This window comes from Corynebacterium sp. HMSC034B08 (genome assembly GCF_001835805.1).
GTDB classification, from domain to species: domain Bacteria; phylum Actinomycetota; class Actinomycetes; order Mycobacteriales; family Mycobacteriaceae; genus Corynebacterium; species Corynebacterium coyleae.
This window is the reverse complement of record NZ_KV825915.1, coordinates 13,938-31,278: the sequence shown is the minus strand read 5'-3', so window position 1 is coordinate 31,278 and position 17,341 is coordinate 13,938. Positions and strand designations below refer to the sequence as shown.

14 protein-coding genes are annotated in these 17,341 nt (G+C 64.0%); 9 read left to right on the top strand and 5 right to left on the bottom strand.

Translation table 11 applies throughout. The annotated features are described in order from the left end of the window. Positions 1 to 186 precede the first annotated feature (186 nt). Together HMPREF2656_RS13585 and HMPREF2656_RS02625 are read right to left on the bottom strand one after the other, a co-directional pair. Positions 187 to 261: a 50S ribosomal protein bL37 gene (locus tag HMPREF2656_RS13585; protein WP_099046258.1), complete on the bottom strand. Its 75-nt coding sequence runs from the start codon at positions 259 to 261 to the stop codon at positions 187 to 189. 72 nt (positions 262 to 333) lie between these two features. After that, the gene (locus HMPREF2656_RS02625; protein ID WP_070422423.1) at positions 334 to 597 is read right to left on the bottom strand and encodes a WhiB family transcriptional regulator; all 264 of its coding nucleotides are present in this window, start codon (positions 595 to 597) and stop codon (positions 334 to 336) included. A gap of 469 nt (positions 598 to 1,066) precedes the next feature. On the opposite strand from HMPREF2656_RS02625, the gene HMPREF2656_RS02620 reads away from it, so the two are divergent. Continuing rightward, positions 1,067 to 1,558: a hypothetical protein gene (locus HMPREF2656_RS02620; RefSeq protein ID WP_246815420.1), complete on the top strand. Its 492-nt coding sequence runs from the start codon at positions 1,067 to 1,069 to the stop codon at positions 1,556 to 1,558. A gap of 30 nt (positions 1,559 to 1,588) precedes the next feature. Here the strand turns inward: HMPREF2656_RS02620 and HMPREF2656_RS02615 are convergent, their stop codons facing one another. After that, positions 1,589 to 2,800 (bottom strand): Rv3212 family protein, encoded by a 1,212-nt coding sequence (locus tag HMPREF2656_RS02615; protein ID WP_083319411.1) that lies wholly within the window; start codon positions 2,798 to 2,800, stop codon positions 1,589 to 1,591. Further along, a complete protein-coding gene (locus HMPREF2656_RS02610; protein WP_070451112.1) occupies positions 2,797 to 4,131 on the bottom strand; it encodes a DEAD/DEAH box helicase in 1,335 nt (444 codons plus the stop codon). Before HMPREF2656_RS02610 ends, HMPREF2656_RS02615 begins: the two co-directional genes overlap by 4 nt. A gap of 117 nt (positions 4,132 to 4,248) precedes the next feature. Between HMPREF2656_RS02610 and HMPREF2656_RS02605 the strand changes: the two genes are divergently transcribed. The 7 genes from HMPREF2656_RS02605 to HMPREF2656_RS02575 are packed head-to-tail and all read left to right on the top strand — an operon-like array spanning position 4,249 to position 15,775. Beyond that, positions 4,249 to 4,473, top strand: coding sequence for a DUF3107 domain-containing protein (locus tag HMPREF2656_RS02605; RefSeq protein WP_070422420.1), 225 nt, complete (start codon positions 4,249 to 4,251; stop codon positions 4,471 to 4,473). Between the two features lie 11 nt (positions 4,474 to 4,484). Further along, positions 4,485 to 5,516: a DUF3152 domain-containing protein gene (locus HMPREF2656_RS02600; RefSeq protein ID WP_246825091.1), complete on the top strand. Its 1,032-nt coding sequence runs from the start codon at positions 4,485 to 4,487 to the stop codon at positions 5,514 to 5,516. Positions 5,517 to 5,529: 13 nt separating this feature from the next. Further along, positions 5,530 to 6,252, top strand: a complete 723-nt coding sequence (locus HMPREF2656_RS02595; protein ID WP_141760981.1) for a hypothetical protein — start codon at positions 5,530 to 5,532, stop codon at positions 6,250 to 6,252. Positions 6,253 to 6,270: 18 nt separating this feature from the next. After that, complete coding sequence (locus HMPREF2656_RS02590) at positions 6,271 to 9,345, top strand: ATP-dependent DNA helicase (protein ID WP_070815780.1); 3,075 nt, start codon at positions 6,271 to 6,273, stop codon at positions 9,343 to 9,345. Then, complete coding sequence (locus HMPREF2656_RS02585) at positions 9,338 to 12,634, top strand: ATP-dependent helicase (RefSeq protein ID WP_246825089.1); 3,297 nt, start codon at positions 9,338 to 9,340, stop codon at positions 12,632 to 12,634. Before HMPREF2656_RS02590 ends, HMPREF2656_RS02585 begins: the two co-directional genes overlap by 8 nt. Next, entirely contained in the window at positions 12,631 to 13,734 is a 1,104-nt protein-coding gene (locus HMPREF2656_RS02580; protein WP_070571008.1) for a potassium channel family protein, read from the top strand. Before HMPREF2656_RS02585 ends, HMPREF2656_RS02580 begins: the two co-directional genes overlap by 4 nt. After that, complete coding sequence (locus HMPREF2656_RS02575; RefSeq protein WP_070815779.1) at positions 13,724 to 15,775, top strand: ATP-dependent DNA helicase UvrD2; 2,052 nt, start codon at positions 13,724 to 13,726, stop codon at positions 15,773 to 15,775. Before HMPREF2656_RS02580 ends, HMPREF2656_RS02575 begins: the two co-directional genes overlap by 11 nt. Before the next feature lie 59 nt (positions 15,776 to 15,834). Here HMPREF2656_RS02575 and HMPREF2656_RS02570 read toward each other — a convergent pair whose 3' ends face one another. Beyond that, positions 15,835 to 16,668: a hypothetical protein gene (locus HMPREF2656_RS02570; RefSeq protein ID WP_083319410.1), complete on the bottom strand. Its 834-nt coding sequence runs from the start codon at positions 16,666 to 16,668 to the stop codon at positions 15,835 to 15,837. A 40-nt stretch (positions 16,669 to 16,708) separates the two neighbouring features. On the opposite strand from HMPREF2656_RS02570, the gene HMPREF2656_RS02565 reads away from it, so the two are divergent. Next, positions 16,709 to 17,224, top strand: a complete 516-nt coding sequence (locus HMPREF2656_RS02565; RefSeq protein ID WP_371440640.1) for a M48 metallopeptidase family protein — start codon at positions 16,709 to 16,711, stop codon at positions 17,222 to 17,224. The last annotated feature ends 117 nt before the right edge of the window (positions 17,225 to 17,341 follow it).

Here is a 17,341-nt window from a genome sequence, read left to right as displayed (position 1 = left end):
CCACAAACACAGAGCTAGACGACCAGCGGAAAACAGCAGGCCAGGACCGTCGAGCAACACCCGAACAAGCACCGAACTTCGCGACCAAGACAACCCGCTGAGTGCAAAAGTGCAGTGGCCCTGAGGGCAAAAGAAAACGCCCGGTACCTTCCCGAAAGGGGAGGTACCGGGCGCGGGCTTTAGCGCTTAAGAGTTAGCGCGCTTGCCGTGATTCGCCTTCTTCTTGCGGCGATCCTTGCGCTTACGACCACGCTTGCTCATGAGGGTCTCCTTTATATATCTGTACCGGTTACAGACCTATCACTGTATCGCCTGCGATACCGGAGAGGAAAATTAGGCGGACATGCGAGCGCGGTTGCGGGCGAGTGCCTTGTTGCGACGCTTCAGTGCGCGACGCTCTTCCTCAGACAGGCCGCCCCACACGCCGGCGTCCTGGCCGGTCTCGAGTGCCCACTTCATGCACTGGGTGGTTACTGGGCAGCGATGGCAAACAAGCTTCGCCTGTGCGATCTGAGCGAGGGCGGGGCCGGAGTTACCAACCGGGAAGAACAGTTCCGGGTCTTCGTCGCGGCAAATTGCTTCGTGGCGCCAATCCATGATGATGCTCCTTAAAAATAAATCGGTACTGCGTGGTCGGTTTTCGTGCACCACTAAAACACCCAACGATGTAGGTGCGTTGCAAACAAAGTTTGGTTCCTGGCTCCGGGCGGTGCCTCTCGGTGGATTCGAGATCCCGTCTTCCGGTTTACCGGGCGTTAACCCCGTGGTGTCTGAGGGTTAAGGGCTGAGTTACCAGCCCGTTGTTTTTGCTACTTGTGAATAATGACATGTTCATGCAAAGCCCGCTAGGGTTCGAGGCCAAAATGTGCGCGGAATCACAGAATGTATCTACGTCATCGCGGTCACATTTGCGCTTCTGGGCCGATCCGCAAGCCAATGGTCTACCCTCTGACCTGGGATGATAGTAAACGGGTGGTGGAGGTGCCCGGGTCAAATCGTGTTTTTCGGATTTCTGCCGGTTCGCTGGGGTTCATCTGCCGTATCGGTGGCGATAGACTGCTTTGTTGTGACTACGAATCGGAATCAATCCCACGCGCCCGTCCCAAATGACCCGGAGCAGCAGCCGTTCGCGGATGCTGAGGTCCCACCCCTGATGCGTTTCGGCGCGATGGTGGTGCTGGTGCAGTGCTTGGCGATCTTTGTTTATGTGGTGACGCTGATCCGTGATCAGTTCCTTGCTACCGAGCACACCCTGGAGTCCGACTCGCCGGTTGCTGGTTACGTCAACATCGGTACTGCGGTGTTTTTGCTGATCATTTTCGGCTACATCGCGTTTGTGTCGCTGGAGACTCTGCGCGGCCGTCCGCGTGCGACTGGCGCGGTGGTCCTCATTGAGGCGATTCTTGGCGGCGTGGCTATCTATATGTTCCGCGGCGGGGCGGTAACGCTCGGCGTGGCGACACTGATTTCGGTGGTGTTGGTGCTGGTCACCGTGTTCCACCCGCGTTCGAGGGCGTATAACGAGGCGCAGTATGAGGAGCGTAAGGCGCGCCGCTAATCGACGACACCGCTCACCCCTCCGGCCTCGCTAAACCTTGGCGTCGAGGACGACGATGTCGTCGCCACGCTTTTCCACAATGGTTGCGCCGGCGGAGGAGATGTGGACGGGGCCGGTGTAGCCGCCGCGGTCGACGGGAATGATCTCGTCGACCGCGTTTTTGTCCCAATCCACAACTGCGATGCCGTCCTGGGAGGCGTAAAGCAGGCGGTCGCCGGCGGCGAAGCCGGTGCCGAGTGCGCCTTGGAACACGCCGGTGACGCCGAGCCCTGCCGGCTCCATGAGCAGGAGAGAGTCGTCCTGCCAGTAGGACATGTGGTGGGGGAGGTCGGCGACGGGGAGGACGGCGATGGTGCCGTCGAGACGCTGTGGCTCACCCATTGCTGGCACCGAGGAGGAGCTGGTGTTGTTGCCCTCCTTGTCGTAGGCCAGGACCTGCTTCTTTGACGGGTCGTAGACCGCGGCGGCGTCTTGGGAGACGGCGACGAGGTAGGCCTGCGGGTCGATCTCAATGTTGGCGTCGACTTCGGGTTCGCGGGAGTCTTCCGGGGTTGCCTTTTGGATGCGGAGGAAGGTGCCGTCCCCACACGTTTCGGTCAGCGCGACGAGTTCGGTGCGGGTGAGCGCGGAGGTGATCACGCAGCCTGGGTTGGGCTGCATGTCGGATTCTTGCGGGGCTTCGATGTAGCCGTATTCCATGGTGCGCACCATGTCGGAGCGCCATACTTCGATGCGTTCGCTGGAGGCGTAGCCAATGCGGTCGTTCGAGGCCAGGCGCGTGACGTTTTCAGACGCCGGGGCGGATCGGGTGCCGGCGTATTGGCCGGTTTTCGCGTCGATGGCCACCACGTCGCCGCAGCCAGCGTTGTCGCGGTAGACAGCCACAACCTTGTCCCACGCCTGATCCATCAGGCACAGGTCGTTGGGGCGTTCGTAGGTCCAGACGGTCTCGCCCTCAGGGTTCGTCGCGGTCAGCGTGTGATCGTTGTAAGTAATGATCAAGCCGTTGGCTACGAGCGGTTGCGCGCGTCCGGAGGTGTCGGTGAGCCGGAAGCCCTCGCTTAGCGACGACGGCACCACCGCCAACTGACCAAAATCCTCCTGAGCTTCGGCTGCTGGAGAGAGATCAGCCTGGCGCACCGGGGAGGTGAAAAAGGCGGTGCCGACAAGCAATGCCGAAACGCCGGCGATGACACCGGTGGCAATGAGGTCGCGGCGGGTGCGACGCAAAGGCTTACTCAACGCCGTTTCCTTCCTGAACGCTTGCCCGGAGCCGCCGGGCGGGATGGACGGTTTGGTCGTGCCCCGAGCACTTTACGCGGGCGTCCGACATGGCCAGTAGCTGACTCCGGGAAACCGAACTCCTCCTGCAGTTCAGGGGAGGTGGAGAACCACTCGGGCAGGTTGGGTTTGCCCAGGTCGAGGTCGGTGTTGATCATGGACCACTTCGTCGCTTCGTCGTAGCCGACGAGGGTGACCGCCACGCCGGTGCGTCCTGCGCGGCCGGTTCGCCCGATGCGGTGGACATACGTCATGGGGTCGTCTGGGGTTTGGTAGTTGATCACGTGGGTGACGTCGTCGACATCAATGCCGCGTGCCGCGACGTCGGTGGCGACGAGGATTTCCACGTCGCCTCGTCGAAAAGCATCAAGAGCTTTCTCGCGCGCAACCTGGCCGAGGTTGCCGTGGACCGCGCCGACGGCAAAGCCACGGCCAGCAAGATCCTCGGCGAGATCGGCCGCCGAGCGCTTCGTGCGGGCGAAAATAATGGTGCGCTCGCGGCCCGGAGACTGCAGGATACGGGCGATGACCTCGGCTTTGTCCATGCGGTGGGAGAGGAACGCAACCTGACGGGTGGTGGCGTGGGTAGCGGAGGCATCTTCGGATTCGGCGCGGATGTGCACCGGCTTGTTCATCTTCGAACGGGCAAGGGACAGGATCGGGCCCGGCATGGTGGCGGAAAAAAGCATGGTCTGCGTTGCGCCCACGGCGGACCAAAGCTTTTCGATGTCCGGAAGAAAGCCCATGTCAAGCATCTCGTCGGCCTCGTCAAGCACGAGGATGGCAACCTTATCCAGTACGAGCGCGCCACGGTCATGCAGGTCAATCAGGCGGCCAGGCGTGCCGACAACAATGTCCGCGCCCGCTTCGAGTGCCTCGAGTTGTTCCTCGTAGGGGCGACCACCGTAGACCGTGGCCACGCGCACCGGCGTGTGCACGGCAAGGCGTTCGATGTCCTCGCCGACCTGCACCGCAAGTTCGCGCGTCGGGGCGATCAGCAGTGCGCGCGGGGTGCCGTCGAGTTCTGCAATGTCAGCGTCGTCAAAGACGCGGTCTAGCACCGGCACACCGAAACCGAGCGTCTTGCCCATACCCGTGCGGGCTTGACCGATGATGTCGCGGCCGGCCAGCGCGATGGGCAACGTGAGCTCCTGAATGGAGAACGGATGGGTGATGCCGTGGTCCGCAAGCGCGTCCACAATTTCAGCCGCGACCCCCAACCCGGCAAACGTCGTTTTCTTCGGCGCACGACGAGCAGCGCCACGTTGTTCACTCTCAGCTGCGTAGGGCACGCGTTCATCTTAGCTACCGGCCGTTACAATGGGGCCGTCCGCCAGCAGGTGGTTACGTTTAGTTATTGCACCTGCGGGCACACAAAGCGCAACAAGAAAAGGACAGTGAGCGAGAAAATGGATATCAAGATTGGTCTTGCAGACACCCCGCGCGAACTAGCGATCAAGCTTCCGGAGGGCCAGGAAGACATCTTTGCCACCGTCGAGCAGGCGATTGCGAACGGTCAGGCAACCTTCAAGCTGGAGGATGCCAAGGGCCACTCCTACCTGATCCGCACTGACCGCGTCGTTTACGTCGAGCAGGGCAGCACCACGGCCCGTAGCGTCGGCTTCATGCGCTAAATTACTCAGACATGGCACAACAGCAGGGCACTCCGTCTCACGGTGGGCGCCATAGTGAGCACCACGGGGGCGCTGAAGAGGACTTCGGCGACTGGTTTGATAGCTGGGGTATGGAGTCTGGCGACGACACCCCGCAGGGCACAAGCCGTGAAGAGGGACGTCTTGTCGCCTTTGTCCGCGAGTACGGGTGGCGCGCGTATGCAATCCCGGTGCTTGCGGTAATTACCGTGTTTGTCCTGCTGGACATGGTGCAAAACCCGGATGAGCAGGCGATCGGGACGGTCGCCGAGTCTGCGTCGGCTCCGGCCGGTGAAGCGGGCATGGCTGGTGCGGATGCGGATCAACCGAAGCCGCTGGAGCCTGCGAAGATCGCGGAAGGCATCTTTGACCCGCACGATCTGCCGCCGGGTGGCCCGTACACCACGACGGGTGAGGGCACGTTCTACGAGGTCGGCATCCCTGGTGCCAATGCGGGCCAGGGCACTGAGATTGTGGTGCGCTACATCGTCGAGGTCGAGCACGGCATCGACGCCTCCGGTTACGGCGGGGATCAGTCGTTTGCCCAGATGGTGGATGCAACGTTGATGGATCCGCGCGGGTGGACGAACGATCCGCGCTTCCGCTTCGAACACGTGTCGGCAGATCAGGATCCGACGCTGAAGATCCGTTTGACCTCTCTGGATACGACGGCGGAGCTCTGTGGTGCCGCGTTGGGGACGGAGACGAGTTGCCGTACTCGCATTACGGGCGAGGACACGGTGATTATTAACGAGTCGCGCTGGGTGCGCGGTGCCGTGCCGTTCCAGGGTGACATCGGTTCGTACCGCCAGTACCTGATTAATCACGAGGTGGGCCACGCTGTGGGCTTTGCGGAGCACGTGCCGTGCCCGGAGGCGAATGCGCTTGCGCCGATCATGATGCAGCAGACGCTGAGCCTGAACAATGCGCAGTTGCATGAGATGAGCCCGGAGGAGAACTACCCGAACAACGACGACACGTGCCGGCCGAACCCGTGGCCGTATCCGCGTCCGGCCGTGAATTAAGAAGGTGGTGTCGGTGGTTTCTTTGCTTAAGCCGATTCCGGCACATGTGCTTTCCGCATTCCAGATCGACGACATTGAGCCGGTTGCGGTCCCGCAATTTTGGAACAATGGCCTGCGCTTCGGGCGTGTTGTGTTGTCGCATGCGCGTGAGACGTCCGCGTGGTCTGGAAAGGCTCGAGAGAAGGCAGTTCCGGGGGAGGGCCTGCGCATTTCGCGTCCTGTGCGTGCGACGGATGGTCGCTTGATCGTTGCGGGGTATTGCGCGACTGAGTTTGCCACCGGTGAGCCGCGCGAGCGTGTCGATGAGGCGGTTGCAGCAGCATTGCTTTACGACGACGCCGTGGCCGGCATCGAAGCCCCCTCCGGCGAGCGCACCGGGCTGGTTGCCAATGCTGACCGGGCGGTGTGGCGCGAGGAGCACCTCGGGTCCGAGGGGGTAGTCGCGCACCTGGATTTCTTGTCGCATTTGCTGTTCGATGGCCACGCTGAGCCTGTGCTGACCGAGTTCGATCCGTCCGTTGGGTTGCGCCCGCGTGGTTTTACGGCAGCGCTGGTGATCGTCGATGGTCTGCTGGCCGGTGCTGTGGATCCGGACATTGTGGCGCGTTGGTCGCATATCCCCAGGCTGGACTGGTTGTTGGAGAAGGCGATCGAGTACCGTCGCCACACGACTCGCGGGCCCGGTTCGGACGTATGTTCGATAGATGACGTTGTTGAGATTGTCGTGTCGTACTGAACTGGCACAATCTCCTTTATGTTGTTTCCACACCCTTCACCAGTGCCTCCGGCAGCGTTAGAGCCGAAGGCGTACCTCGTGCCGCGCGAGCGCAACATCACCCCGCGGACCTGGGACAACCCGCTGCCTGAGGCCGGGTTGTGGAAGGTCACCGGCCGGCCCGGCTCAGGCGTGAGTAGTTTTCTTGTGGATACGGCGGCGGCCGCGGTGCGTCGTCACGCAGGCGCGGGGGACCCGGGTGGCATTTTGGTGCTGACGGACTCGAAGGAAACCGCCGGACGGCTGCGCTCGCAGTTGTCGGACACGCTGGCGCAGTCGGGGTTTGTTACCGATGAGCCTATGGTGCGCTCCGTGCACTCGCTGGCGTTTGCCATTTTGCGCTCGCATGTGGACGAAGAAATCCGCCTGATCTCCGGTGCGGAGCAGGACGCAGTGATCCGCCAGTTGCTCCAAGGCCAGGACGAGGATGGTCGTGGCTCGTGGCCGGAGGATCTGCGCCCGGCGCTTCCACTGGTCGGCTTTGCCCGTCAGCTGCGTGACTTCCTGCTGCGTGCAGTGGAACGTGGTCTTGGCCCTGTCGAACTGGAGGAGCTGGGCAGCCGACATGGTGTGGGCATCTGGAGCGCGTCTGGCGAATTCTTGCGCGAGTACCAGCAGGTGATGGCGCTTTCGGGAGCGCGCAGGCTGTCCGCCTCGGAGCTGGTGGATCAGGCGGTGCGACTGCCACTGCCGCGCAGGTGGCACACGGTGATTGTGGACGATGCCCAGCACCTCGCACCCGCTGCCGGCGCGCTGGTCAAGCGCCTGCTGGATCAGGCGGACTTGGGTGTGGTCGGCGGGGACGAGGAGCAGTCGGTGTTCCACTTCCGTGGTGCGTCGCCTGAGTTCTTCCGCACCCTTGGCGGGCTGGAGCACACCACGATTGACCTGGGGGAGTCCAAGCGCGATCCGCGTCGCAGCGTGGCAATTGCGCCCGATTCTGCAACGCAACTGGCGGCGGTGGCGGATGCGCTGCGCCGTGCCCACTTCGAACACGACGTGGACTACCGGGATATGGCGGTGATTGTCCGCTCGACCACGGGCATTGATCCGGTGCGCCGCGCGCTGTTGCGCTCTGGGGTTCCGGTGTCGCTCAACCCGACGGACCTGGTGCTTTCGGAGCAGCGCCTGGTGGCATCGCTGTTGCTGGGCATCCGGGCACTGTACGAGGAGCTCACGCCGAGCGAGTGGCGCGACCTGCTGCTGGGGCCTGTGGGTGGTGCGGATCCGGTAACGCTGCGTCGCCTCATTCGTGGGCTTCGCCGCTGGGCACCTGAGCGTCGTGCCGAAGAGTCGCTGCGCGAGTTGCTGACGGATCCCGCCGGGTTGCCTGACTTTGATACGTGGTTGACCGACCGTGAGCTCGACATCCTCCAGCACGTGCGTGGCGTGCTTGACGCGGGACGTCAGGCCTACGCGGAAGACGGCAGCGTAGAAGAGATCCTTTGGGCGCTGTGGCAGGCCACGGGCCTGTCGAATCGCTTGTTGGCCTCGGCGCTGCGCGGTGGTGCGACGGGCTCGCAAGCGGACCGCGACCTAGATTCCGTCATGGCGCTGTTCGATGCTGCGGGCGACTACACGGAGCGCCGTCCCGCTGCCGGGGTGGAGTCGTTCGTGGACTTCATCCTGGAACAGGAACTGCCCACCGGTGTGCGCGACCGGCGCACTGCAACCCCCGATGCAGTGTCGCTGCTCACCGCGCACGGCGCTGTCGGGCGAGAGTTTCGCCGTGTCATCGTGGCGGGCGTGCAGGACGATACGTGGCCAAACCTGGGGGAGACCGGCTCGCTGTTCCGCCAAGAAGACTTGATCGACCTCGTGGATCATGACGTGGATCCGGACGTGCCGGTCTCCCACACCGTGGAGCGTCTGATTGAGGAACGCCGCCTGTTTACCGTCGCCACCACCCGCGCCACCGAATACCTGCTGGTGATTGCGGTTGACGACGAAGACGCGGAGAAAGAAGGCGAACCCTCCCGATTCGTCGAGGAATTCTGTGAAGACCACGGCCTCACCCCGGCACGCTTGCGGCTGAGTTCGGCATCGCAGGCGGATCTTGGCGACGACACCGAGACGCTCGTGCGCGTGCTCGCCCACGACGATCTGGTGGCGGAGTTTCGCCGTGTGCTCACGGATCCTTCGGTGGATGAGGCGACGCGCTCCCAGGCTGCTCGCCAGTTGGCGCGCCTGGCGGACGCCGGTGTGCTTGGTGCGGACCCGCGGCAGTGGTGGACCACCACGACGGTGTCTACGGATGAGCCGCTTAGCGCCAGCCCGACGCTGTCGCCGTCGCGAGTAGAAGGCCTGCTGAAGTGCCCGATGAGTGAGGTATTGCAGCGCATGGTGGGCCTGGACGAGTCGATGGACATGGTCTACGGCGTGATGGGCCACGCCTACCTGGAAGCGCTCGGCCGTGGTGTGGATCCGGACGACGCGTTTAACGCCGTGATCGCCGCACGCAAGGAGGTCAGTGACGCACCTGCGTGGAAGGCGCAGCGCGACATCGAGGAGTTTGAGCGCTTGCTGGAGCGCACCCGCACCTGGCTAGAAACGAGCCGTGGCGCGTTTGAACAGGTCGCGGTGGAAACATCCGTTGACGTGCAAGTCAGCGACAACGTGCGCGTCCGGGGTCGTGTGGACCGCCTCGAGCGCGACGGCGATGGTGCGCTCTACGTGGTGGATCTAAAGACCGGTGCGACGGCGCCCACGAAGAAAGAGATCGGTGAGCACGCCCAGTTGCTTACCTACCAACTCGCGCTGGCTCACGGCACGTTCGACGGCGAGCGGGTCGTTACCGCACGCGGGGAGTCGGACATCACCGTGGGTGGTGCGATGCTGGTGTTCCCGAAGAAGGACACCAAGGCCATCACGGTGCTTGAACAGGCTGCCAAGACACCAGAGGAGCTAGCAGAGTTCGCCGAGGCTATCGATACATTGCCCGCCGAAATGACAGGACCTACGCTGCTTGCCACAACGGGGAAGCATTGCGATCGCTGCAGTGTGCGCGCCTTGTGCCCGGTGCAGCCGGAAGGGGAGATGATTCACAATGTTTAACCAAGAAACCATGTCCCCGAAGCTGCTGTCGCGCTACCTCGGGCAGAAGTTCCCGCCGACGGACCAGCAGGCGGAGGTTATCGGCGCCCAGCCAGGCCCGCTACTGGTTGTCGCAGGTGCCGGCGCCGGCAAGACGGAGACGATGGCCGCGCGTGTGGTGTGGCTCGTCGCTAATGGCTTTGCACGCCCCGAAGAGATTCTGGGTCTGACGTTTACCCGCAAGGCCGCCCAGGAGATGAAAAAGCGCATCCGCGACCGCCTGGCCACGCTAGCGCAGAACCGCGACCTGGTTGCGCGCCTCGACCCGTCTGGGGAATTAGCCAAGCGTCTAGAGGTCATCGCACCGCAGGTGTCCACCTATGACTCGTATGCAGGCACCTTGATCCGTGAATACGGCCTGCTCGTGCCGGCGGAACCGGACGCGCGGTTGATTACGGATGCGGAGTTGCACGCCATCACCACCGAGGTGGTGCGCAACTACGCCGGTTCGTTGCTGCCGGACGGGAAGAACCGTGCACTTGGCAGCGTGGTGCAAAACGTGCTCAAACTCATCACCGCGATGGGCAACGAACTTGCCACCCCGGAGTGGGTCACAGAGCATGCCCACGACTTCCTTGCAGAGACGGAGTCGTACCCCTCGGCGAGCAAGATCGAGTTTTCGAAGATTCTGCAGGGGTGGCGCGATATCCAGAAGGAGCGCGTGAACTACCTGCCGCTCGCACAGGCAGTGAACGAGGAGCTGCGTAAACGTGGTGTGATCACGTTCAACGAACAGATGTCTCTCGCGTCTGCGTTGGCACGTGATCATGCGGTGGTGGGGGCGTCGCAACGCAATCGCTTCCGCGTGGTCATGCTGGACGAGTACCAAGACACCTCGCACTCCCAGCGTGTGTTGCTGCGCAGCCTTTTCGGCGAAGCGCAAGATCCTGGCCTGACGGTCACGGCGGTGGGCGATCCGATGCAGGCGATTTACGGCTGGCGTGGCGCGACCGCGGCGAACTTGCAGGCGTTCGTGGAGGACTTCCCGCTTGAAGGCGGCTCACCAGCGCCGAAGTTGCAGTTGACCACCTCGTGGCGCAACCCGCCTGAGGTGCTGGACCTGGCCAACGGGGTGTCCGATGCGATCCTGGGCACCGACGAGGCAAAGCGCGCCGTGGCACCGTTGGCGCCGCGCCCGGGAGCGGACGCTGGCGATGTCACGCTCGGGTTCTTTGGCACGCAGGCCGAAGAGATCGAGTTCGTCGCCGATGAGCTGGCGAAGACATACGCCCAGGCCCAGGAAGCCGAGGAGCCGTTTTCGGCGGCCACGCTTGTGCGCAAGAATAAGCATTCGCAACTCATCGCCGCAGCACTCGAGGCCCGCGGTGTGCCCTACGAAATCGTTGGCCTGGGCGGGTTGCTCGACGTGCCGGAAGTCGCCGACACGGTTGCCGTGGCCACGATGCTTGTGCGTCCCGACGACACCGCAGCGGCACTGCGCGTCCTCGGCGGGCCAGCTGTTGGGCTGGGCCTTGCGGACTTGCGTGCGCTGGCATCGCGCGCGAACAACCTGCGCGGCAAAGAAGACCACCGCGAAAACACGCAGCGTATCAGCGACCCCTACGCCCACTTGGTCAGCCAACTCGAAGACGCGATTGCCCAAGCCGACGACATCAAGGCGCGCACCGACCGCCCAGAAGGACTCACGGATGCGCTGGCGGATCTCGGCGAGCCGGAACGCTACAGCGAGGAAGGCCTGCAGCGCATGCGCGATACGGCCGCCAAGCTGCGTTGGCTGCGCACCCACAGCCTGGGCAAGCGCTTAAGCGACCTGTTCGCGGACATCATCCACGTCTTCGGCATCCGCACCGAGGTGCTCTCCCGTCATAGCGCGACGGGCGCGGTGCATCTGGATCGACTGTTGGAGGAGGTAGCCAATTACCCCGGCGCAGGCCTGGACGGACTGCTGGACTACTTCGAACTCGCCCGCGAGCACGAAGACAGCCTGACCCCGGGTGCGGTGACGGTGAAGGACGACCGGGTGCAGATCATGACAGCCCACAAGGCGAAAGGCTTGGAGTGGGATACCGTCGCGGTGCTGCATGCCGATTCGGAGACGTATAAGCCGAAGACGGAAACCTTCCTCACCTTCGTGCAGTTTCTGCCTACGGAGACCTACGGCGATCCGGAGATCTTCCCGGAGTTCGGCGAGGTGGACACACGCACCGACTACCAAAAGGCGGGCGAGGCGTGGAAGAAGCACGTCACCGCGGACCTGGCCGAGGAGGCAGCGCGTCTGTTCTACGTTGCGGTGACGCGTTCTGGCGGGAAACTCATCGTCGCCGGTTCGCGCCGTAGGCCTGACGTGGTCAAGGAAGCAGCGCCGTACGAGCACTTTGCCACCATGCGCGACGTTGTCGCACCCGAGTGCGTGGTGGTCTGGAACGACGGCACGGATGCTGAAGCAGACAGCGACGCAGACGCCAGCGCCGACGCTCTTGTCGACGACGGCGAGCGCACCGGCCGCTGGCCAAACTACGCCCCGCTGGCCACGGACGAAGCAGCCGCGCAGGCGGTCAACGCCGCGCGCGAGAACCTGCCAAAGTTCGTAGACGGCGAACTGTTTACCCTCTGGGAGCGCGACGTCTCTGCACTCATCGAAGAACACGAGCAGGCCCAGGCCGGCGACGTCCCGGTGGTCATGCCGGGCGAACTGACCGCGTCCGATGTGGTGGCGCTGAAGGCCGACCCGGTGCAGTTCGCGCGCCGGGCACGCCGCCCAGTGCCGTTTAAGCCGAACACTTACGCCAAGCGCGGTACCGCCTTCCACGAGTGGTTGGAGGAGTTCTACGGTGCACGCCCGTTGCTGACCGAAGACGAACTTCCCGGCGGGGATGAGGCTGAGGTGGATCGCGCGATACTCGAGCGGCTCAAGCGAAACTTTGAGGCCAGTGAGTGGGCGTCGCGCACCCCGACGTTTGTGGAGCATCCCTTCGAGCTCGCCGTGGGCGAGGGCGTGGTCCGCGGACGTATGGATGCCGTCTTCGAGGATGTGGACGGCTGGACCGTCGTGGACTGGAAGACCGGCGAGAAGCCGAAGCGGGATGCGATGGAAGCGGCGCAGTTGCAGCTTGCGGTTTACAAGGCGGCTTGGGAGCGTATCTGTGGTGACGGTCGTCCGGTGCGCGCTGTATTTTTCTACGTGCGCACCGGTGAGACGTATGCTCCGCGTAGTCTGCCCGATGCGGCAGAACTCGAAGAGCTACTCAGCAGATCTGCTGAAGGCAAGGGTAAGGACGAAACGGAATGAAACTGCGCAGGGTTTTTACGCTGAGCGCGAACGTCGCGGATCAAACGGCGATCCCGGTGCACCACCTGCTCGATGTGGTCAGTATCCCGGCCCTCGAGCGGGCGACGCCGTGGTCGTTGATCGCGCGCCGGTTCGGCTACGCCCTGCTGCTTATCGTTGCCGTCGCGATCGTCGCGTTCATTGATCGCAATGGATACTCCGAGCCGTTGACGTTCATTGACGCGTTGTATTACTCGGCGGTGACCCTGTCTACCACGGGCTACGGTGATATCACTCCGGTGACGCAGTCGGCCCGAGTCATCAACATTTTCTTCGTCACTCCGGCCCGTGTGGCCTTCCTGATGCTCCTCGTCGGTACGACTTTGTCGGTGCTGACGGAGGATTCCCGTAAGACGCTGCAGATCCAACAGTGGAGGAATACCGTGCGCAACCACACCATCGTTATCGGCTACGGCACGAAGGGCCGCTCGGCGGTCGACGCATTGGTGGCAGGCGGTGCGTCGCCATCGTCGATTGTTGTCATCGACCCAGACCCGGCTGCGCTCGCCGTCGCGGAGAAGCACGGTTTGGTCACGGTGCACGGCAATGGCACCAAGTCGGACGTGTTACGCATTGCGGCGGTGAGCCGTGCGCGTTCGGTGATCGTGGCACCGTCTTCGGACGATACGGCTGTGCTGATCACGCTGTCGGTGCGTGAGTTGGCGCCGAGTGCCATGATCGTGGTCAGCGTGCGAGAGGGTGAGAACCAACACCTGCTTATGCAGTCGGGCGCGGACTCGGTGGTGGTCTCCTCCGAAACGGCCGGACGTCTGCTTGGCATCGCAACGGTGACCCCGCCCGTGGTGGAGATGATGGAGGATCTGCTCAGTCCGGACGAAGGCTTCGCGGTGGCAGAGCGTCAGATCGCGGACGACGAGGTTGGTGCGAACCCGCGCCACTTGGCAGACATCGTGCTTGGCGTGGTGCGCTCCGGTGAGCTCTACCGCATCGATTCCCCCGAAGCAGAAACGGTCGAGCCGGGCGATCGCCTCCTGTACGTGCGCATGAACACCCCGGATATCCGCCGCCAGGCGGAGAAGGCAGTGCGCGATGAGGATTGATCTGAGCGTGCTTGATAGCGACCAACGTGTCGCCGCCGAAGCACCCCGCGGGCCTGTGTGCATCCTCGCCGGTGCGGGCACGGGTAAGACGAGGACGATTACGTATCGCATTGCCAACCTGATCGATCGCGGCACGGTCGCCCCGAACAAGGTGCTCGCCGTGACGTTTACCCAGCGCGCGGCAGGGGAGATGCGCGACCGTCTGCGCACCATGGGTATCGGGGGAGTGCAGGCGCGCACGTTCCACTCCGCGGCCATGCGGCAGTTGCAGTACTTCTGGCCGCAGATCGCCGGTGACCTGCCGTGGCGGCTCTTGGATAACAAGTTCCCGTTGGTCGCCCGCGCCGCGCGCGCCGGTGGGCTGGATACGGGCAAGGAAATGGTGCGCGACCTGCTTAGCGAGATCGAGTGGGCCAAAGCCAGCGTGATCGGCCCGGAGGATTACGCCGCACGCATCGCCGATACCCCGCGCACCCCGCCGACGGATCCGCAGCGTGTGGCCCAGGTCTACCGCCTCTACGAGGAGGCGAAGACGAGTCCGGATGGCATGCTGCTCGATTTCGACGACCTGCTGCTGCACGTCGCCGGCGCGCTTGAGAACGCACCCGCGGTGGCGGAGGAGTTCCGCGCCCAATACCAGACCTTTGTGGTGGACGAGTACCAGGACGTCACCCCGCTGCAGCAGCGCGTGCTGGAAGGCTGGCTGGGTGATCGCGACGATCTGACTGTGGTGGGCGATGCCAACCAGACCATTTACTCGTTTACCGGCGCCACCCCGGATTACCTGCTGAACTTCTCGCGCACCTACGAGCACGCCACAGTGGTGAAATTGCAGCGTGACTACCGCTCCACGGTAGAAGTCACCGAGTTGGCCAACACCGTCATCGGCAAGGCCAAGGGTCGTGTCGCCGGCACTCGCCTGGAACTGGAGGGCATGCGCGGGCGCGGTCCGGCGCCACAGTTCAACGGTTACGACGACGAGCCGTCTGAGGCTCGCGCCGTGGCCCGCGCGATCAGGCGTTTGCTTGATGACGGCGTCCCCGCCCGCGAAATCGCCATCCTGTACCGCATTAACTCCCAGTCGGCCGCGTTTGAAGCGGCGCTGGCCGATGCCGGCATTGCCTACCAAGTCCGTGGTGGGGAAGGGTTCTTCCACCGCGCCGAGATCCGCGAAGCCATCGCAGCCCTGGTCCGTGCCGCGCGTCGTACGGACCTGCCGGACGACCCGGTGGCGGTTGCTCGCGCCGCGCTCGCACCCATCGGCCTGACCCAGACCGAACCCGAGGGCGCCCAGGCTCGTGAGCGCTGGCAGTCCTTAAGCGCACTTGTGGATCTCATCGAGGAGATTGTGCGCACCCGCGAAGCCGAAGACCTGCCCCAGGTGCTGCACTCCCTGCGCCAGCGCGCGGAAGCCAAGCAGCCCCCAGCCGTAGATGGTGTGACACTGGCCAGCCTGCACGCCGCGAAGGGCCTGGAGTGGGATGCTGTGTTCCTTGTCGGCCTGGTGGAGAACACCTTGCCGATCTCGCACGCGATTAAGGCTGGCGACGACCAGATCGAAGAGGAACGCCGCCTGTTCTACGTCGGGGTGACGCGTGCGCGTGAGCACCTGCACTTGTCGTGGTCGCTGTCACGCCAGGAAGGCGGGCGAAAGAACCGGTCGCGGTCGCGCTTCTTGGACGGCATCGCACCGGAACTTGATGTGGAGCGCTCCCCGGAACGCCTCAAGCGCAACCGCCGCTGTCGCGTATGCGGCAACCCGCTGTTCAGCCCAGCAGACAAGGCGCTCGGACGCCACGAGGAGTGCGAGCCAAGTTACGACGAGAACGTGCTCGCCGCCCTGAAACGCTGGCGCCTCGACATCTCACGCGCAGCGGGGAGGCCCGCCTACATGGTGTTCTCAGACGTGACACTCATGGCAATCGCCGAGGCCATGCCCGCAAACGAGACGGAGCTGCTTGGCATCTCCGGCATCGGGCCCGTGAAGGTGGAGGAGTACGGCGCGGGCGTGCTGGCAACGCTTGAGGAGCACCGCCACTAAGGCGGTCCCAGCCGCGCCAGCCCGGCCGCGTCACCCCAGCCGCGTCAGCCCAGCCAGCGCTAGAAGCACATCGGGCAGTCCGGGTGCGACGGCACCCGCTGCGACACCACAGGCACAGGCGCGAACGGGTCCGCGACCACCACGTCACCGGCTACAGGCGTCGGTGCCGACACCCCGGGCGGGTCGAGCGCACCGGCGAGCCTGCCCGCCACCGTCGCTGCCGCCACCGCACCGGCCGCCAAGGACACCGGCTCGGCCGCGATCGCCGGCGGGAGGTGCTCCTCCACCTGGTCGATGTTCGGGTCCCGGTCCAAAAGGTACAGCCGGGCGCACACCGGGCACGGCCCAGACGGAGCGCACACAGGGCCGACGACCACGCGCGCGTCGAACTGCGTCACCGGCACCACAGGGCCACGCCGGCCACGGGTCGCGGCGGCGATCTGATCCACCTCGGCAGCACAGTTCACGGCAAGCACCGGCAGGTGCGGCTCGTGATCGAGCAGGAACTTGCTCACCGACTCGTCCTTCATCGGGCTGCGCGTCACCACACCACGGCGCGACAGCAGCAGCGTGATCTGGGAGGCCAGCGCGTCGCGCCCCACCACCAGCACTTGTGGGGTGGTGGTGGGGATGAGGAGCCGGTAGGTGATGAGGTCGTCGATAAGACTGCGCGCCGGCGCCTCACCGAGATGCACCGCAAGGGCTGCGACAACGGTTTTGAGCATCCGCGGATGCGTCAGCGAATCAAGGACCGTGACCACCTCGTCGGCGCTGGGCACGGTGATGAGCCCGGTGCGTGTCGCGTCCGCCCCGAACTGGATTGTCTCTGGCGCGCGTATGAAAACGCGAACGCCGCGCGCGAGTTGAATGCGTGTGTGTTCTTGGATTGCCACGTGTGTTCCACCCCCGCGTCGCATCCTACAATGTTGCGCTATGTCTGGGATGCAATATCGCGTGATCCGCTCGGCTCGTCGTGCGAAGACGGTGCAGGCCAGGGTGGTTGGCGGGGTGGCGGAGATCCGCATTCCGGCGCACTTCACCAAAGCGCAGGAGCGCGAGATGGTGGAGCAGATGCTGGCCAAGTTGGAGAAGAAGACGTCGACGCGTTTGCTTGACGACGACTCCCTACGCACCCGCGCCGAAACCCTGAACAAGGAAATTCTGCAGGGGCGGGCAACGATTGGTTCGGTGCGGTGGGTGTCTAACCAAAACACGCGCTGGGGCTCCTGCACCGTATCGACCGGTGATATCCGCATCAGCGATCGGCTGCGCGACGTACCGGCCTACGTGCTGGACGCGGTGCTGGTGCACGAGTTAACGCACACCTTCATCCCGAACCATTCGAAAGAGTTCTACGCCTGGGCGGATCGGGTGCCCAAGGCGGAGCGCGCCCGCGGGTTTTGGAGGCCTACCAGCGCTACGGCTAGGCCTACCGCGTCAGCCGACTGACAAATTTCACAAAATCTGTCAGGGTCGTTTTCTGACCTGGACAGATGCTTCGTCGCTGACAGATTCTGCCGCAATCCGTCAGTCAGCCCCGCCGCGCGGCCCAGCCCCGCCGCCGAC

Excerpts from the sequence above, each read along its gene's own strand:
- HMPREF2656_RS02580 (WP_070571008.1), top strand. The coding sequence starts at position 12,631 with ATGAAACTGCGCAGGGTTTTTACGCTGAGCGCGAACGTCGCGGATCAA.
- HMPREF2656_RS02575 (WP_070815779.1), top strand. The coding sequence starts at position 13,724 with ATGAGGATTGATCTGAGCGTGCTTGATAGCGACCAACGTGTCGCCGCC.
- HMPREF2656_RS02585 (WP_246825089.1), top strand. The coding sequence starts at position 9,338 with ATGTTTAACCAAGAAACCATGTCCCCGAAGCTGCTGTCGCGCTACCTC.
- HMPREF2656_RS02565 (WP_371440640.1), top strand. The coding sequence starts at position 16,709 with ATGTCTGGGATGCAATATCGCGTGATCCGCTCGGCTCGTCGTGCGAAG.
- HMPREF2656_RS02590 (WP_070815780.1), top strand. The coding sequence starts at position 6,271 with ATGTTGTTTCCACACCCTTCACCAGTGCCTCCGGCAGCGTTAGAGCCG.
- HMPREF2656_RS02605 (WP_070422420.1), top strand. The coding sequence starts at position 4,249 with ATGGATATCAAGATTGGTCTTGCAGACACCCCGCGCGAACTAGCGATC.
- HMPREF2656_RS02625 (WP_070422423.1), bottom strand. The coding sequence starts at position 597 with ATGGATTGGCGCCACGAAGCAATTTGCCGCGACGAAGACCCGGAACTG.
- HMPREF2656_RS02600 (WP_246825091.1), top strand. The coding sequence starts at position 4,485 with ATGGCACAACAGCAGGGCACTCCGTCTCACGGTGGGCGCCATAGTGAG.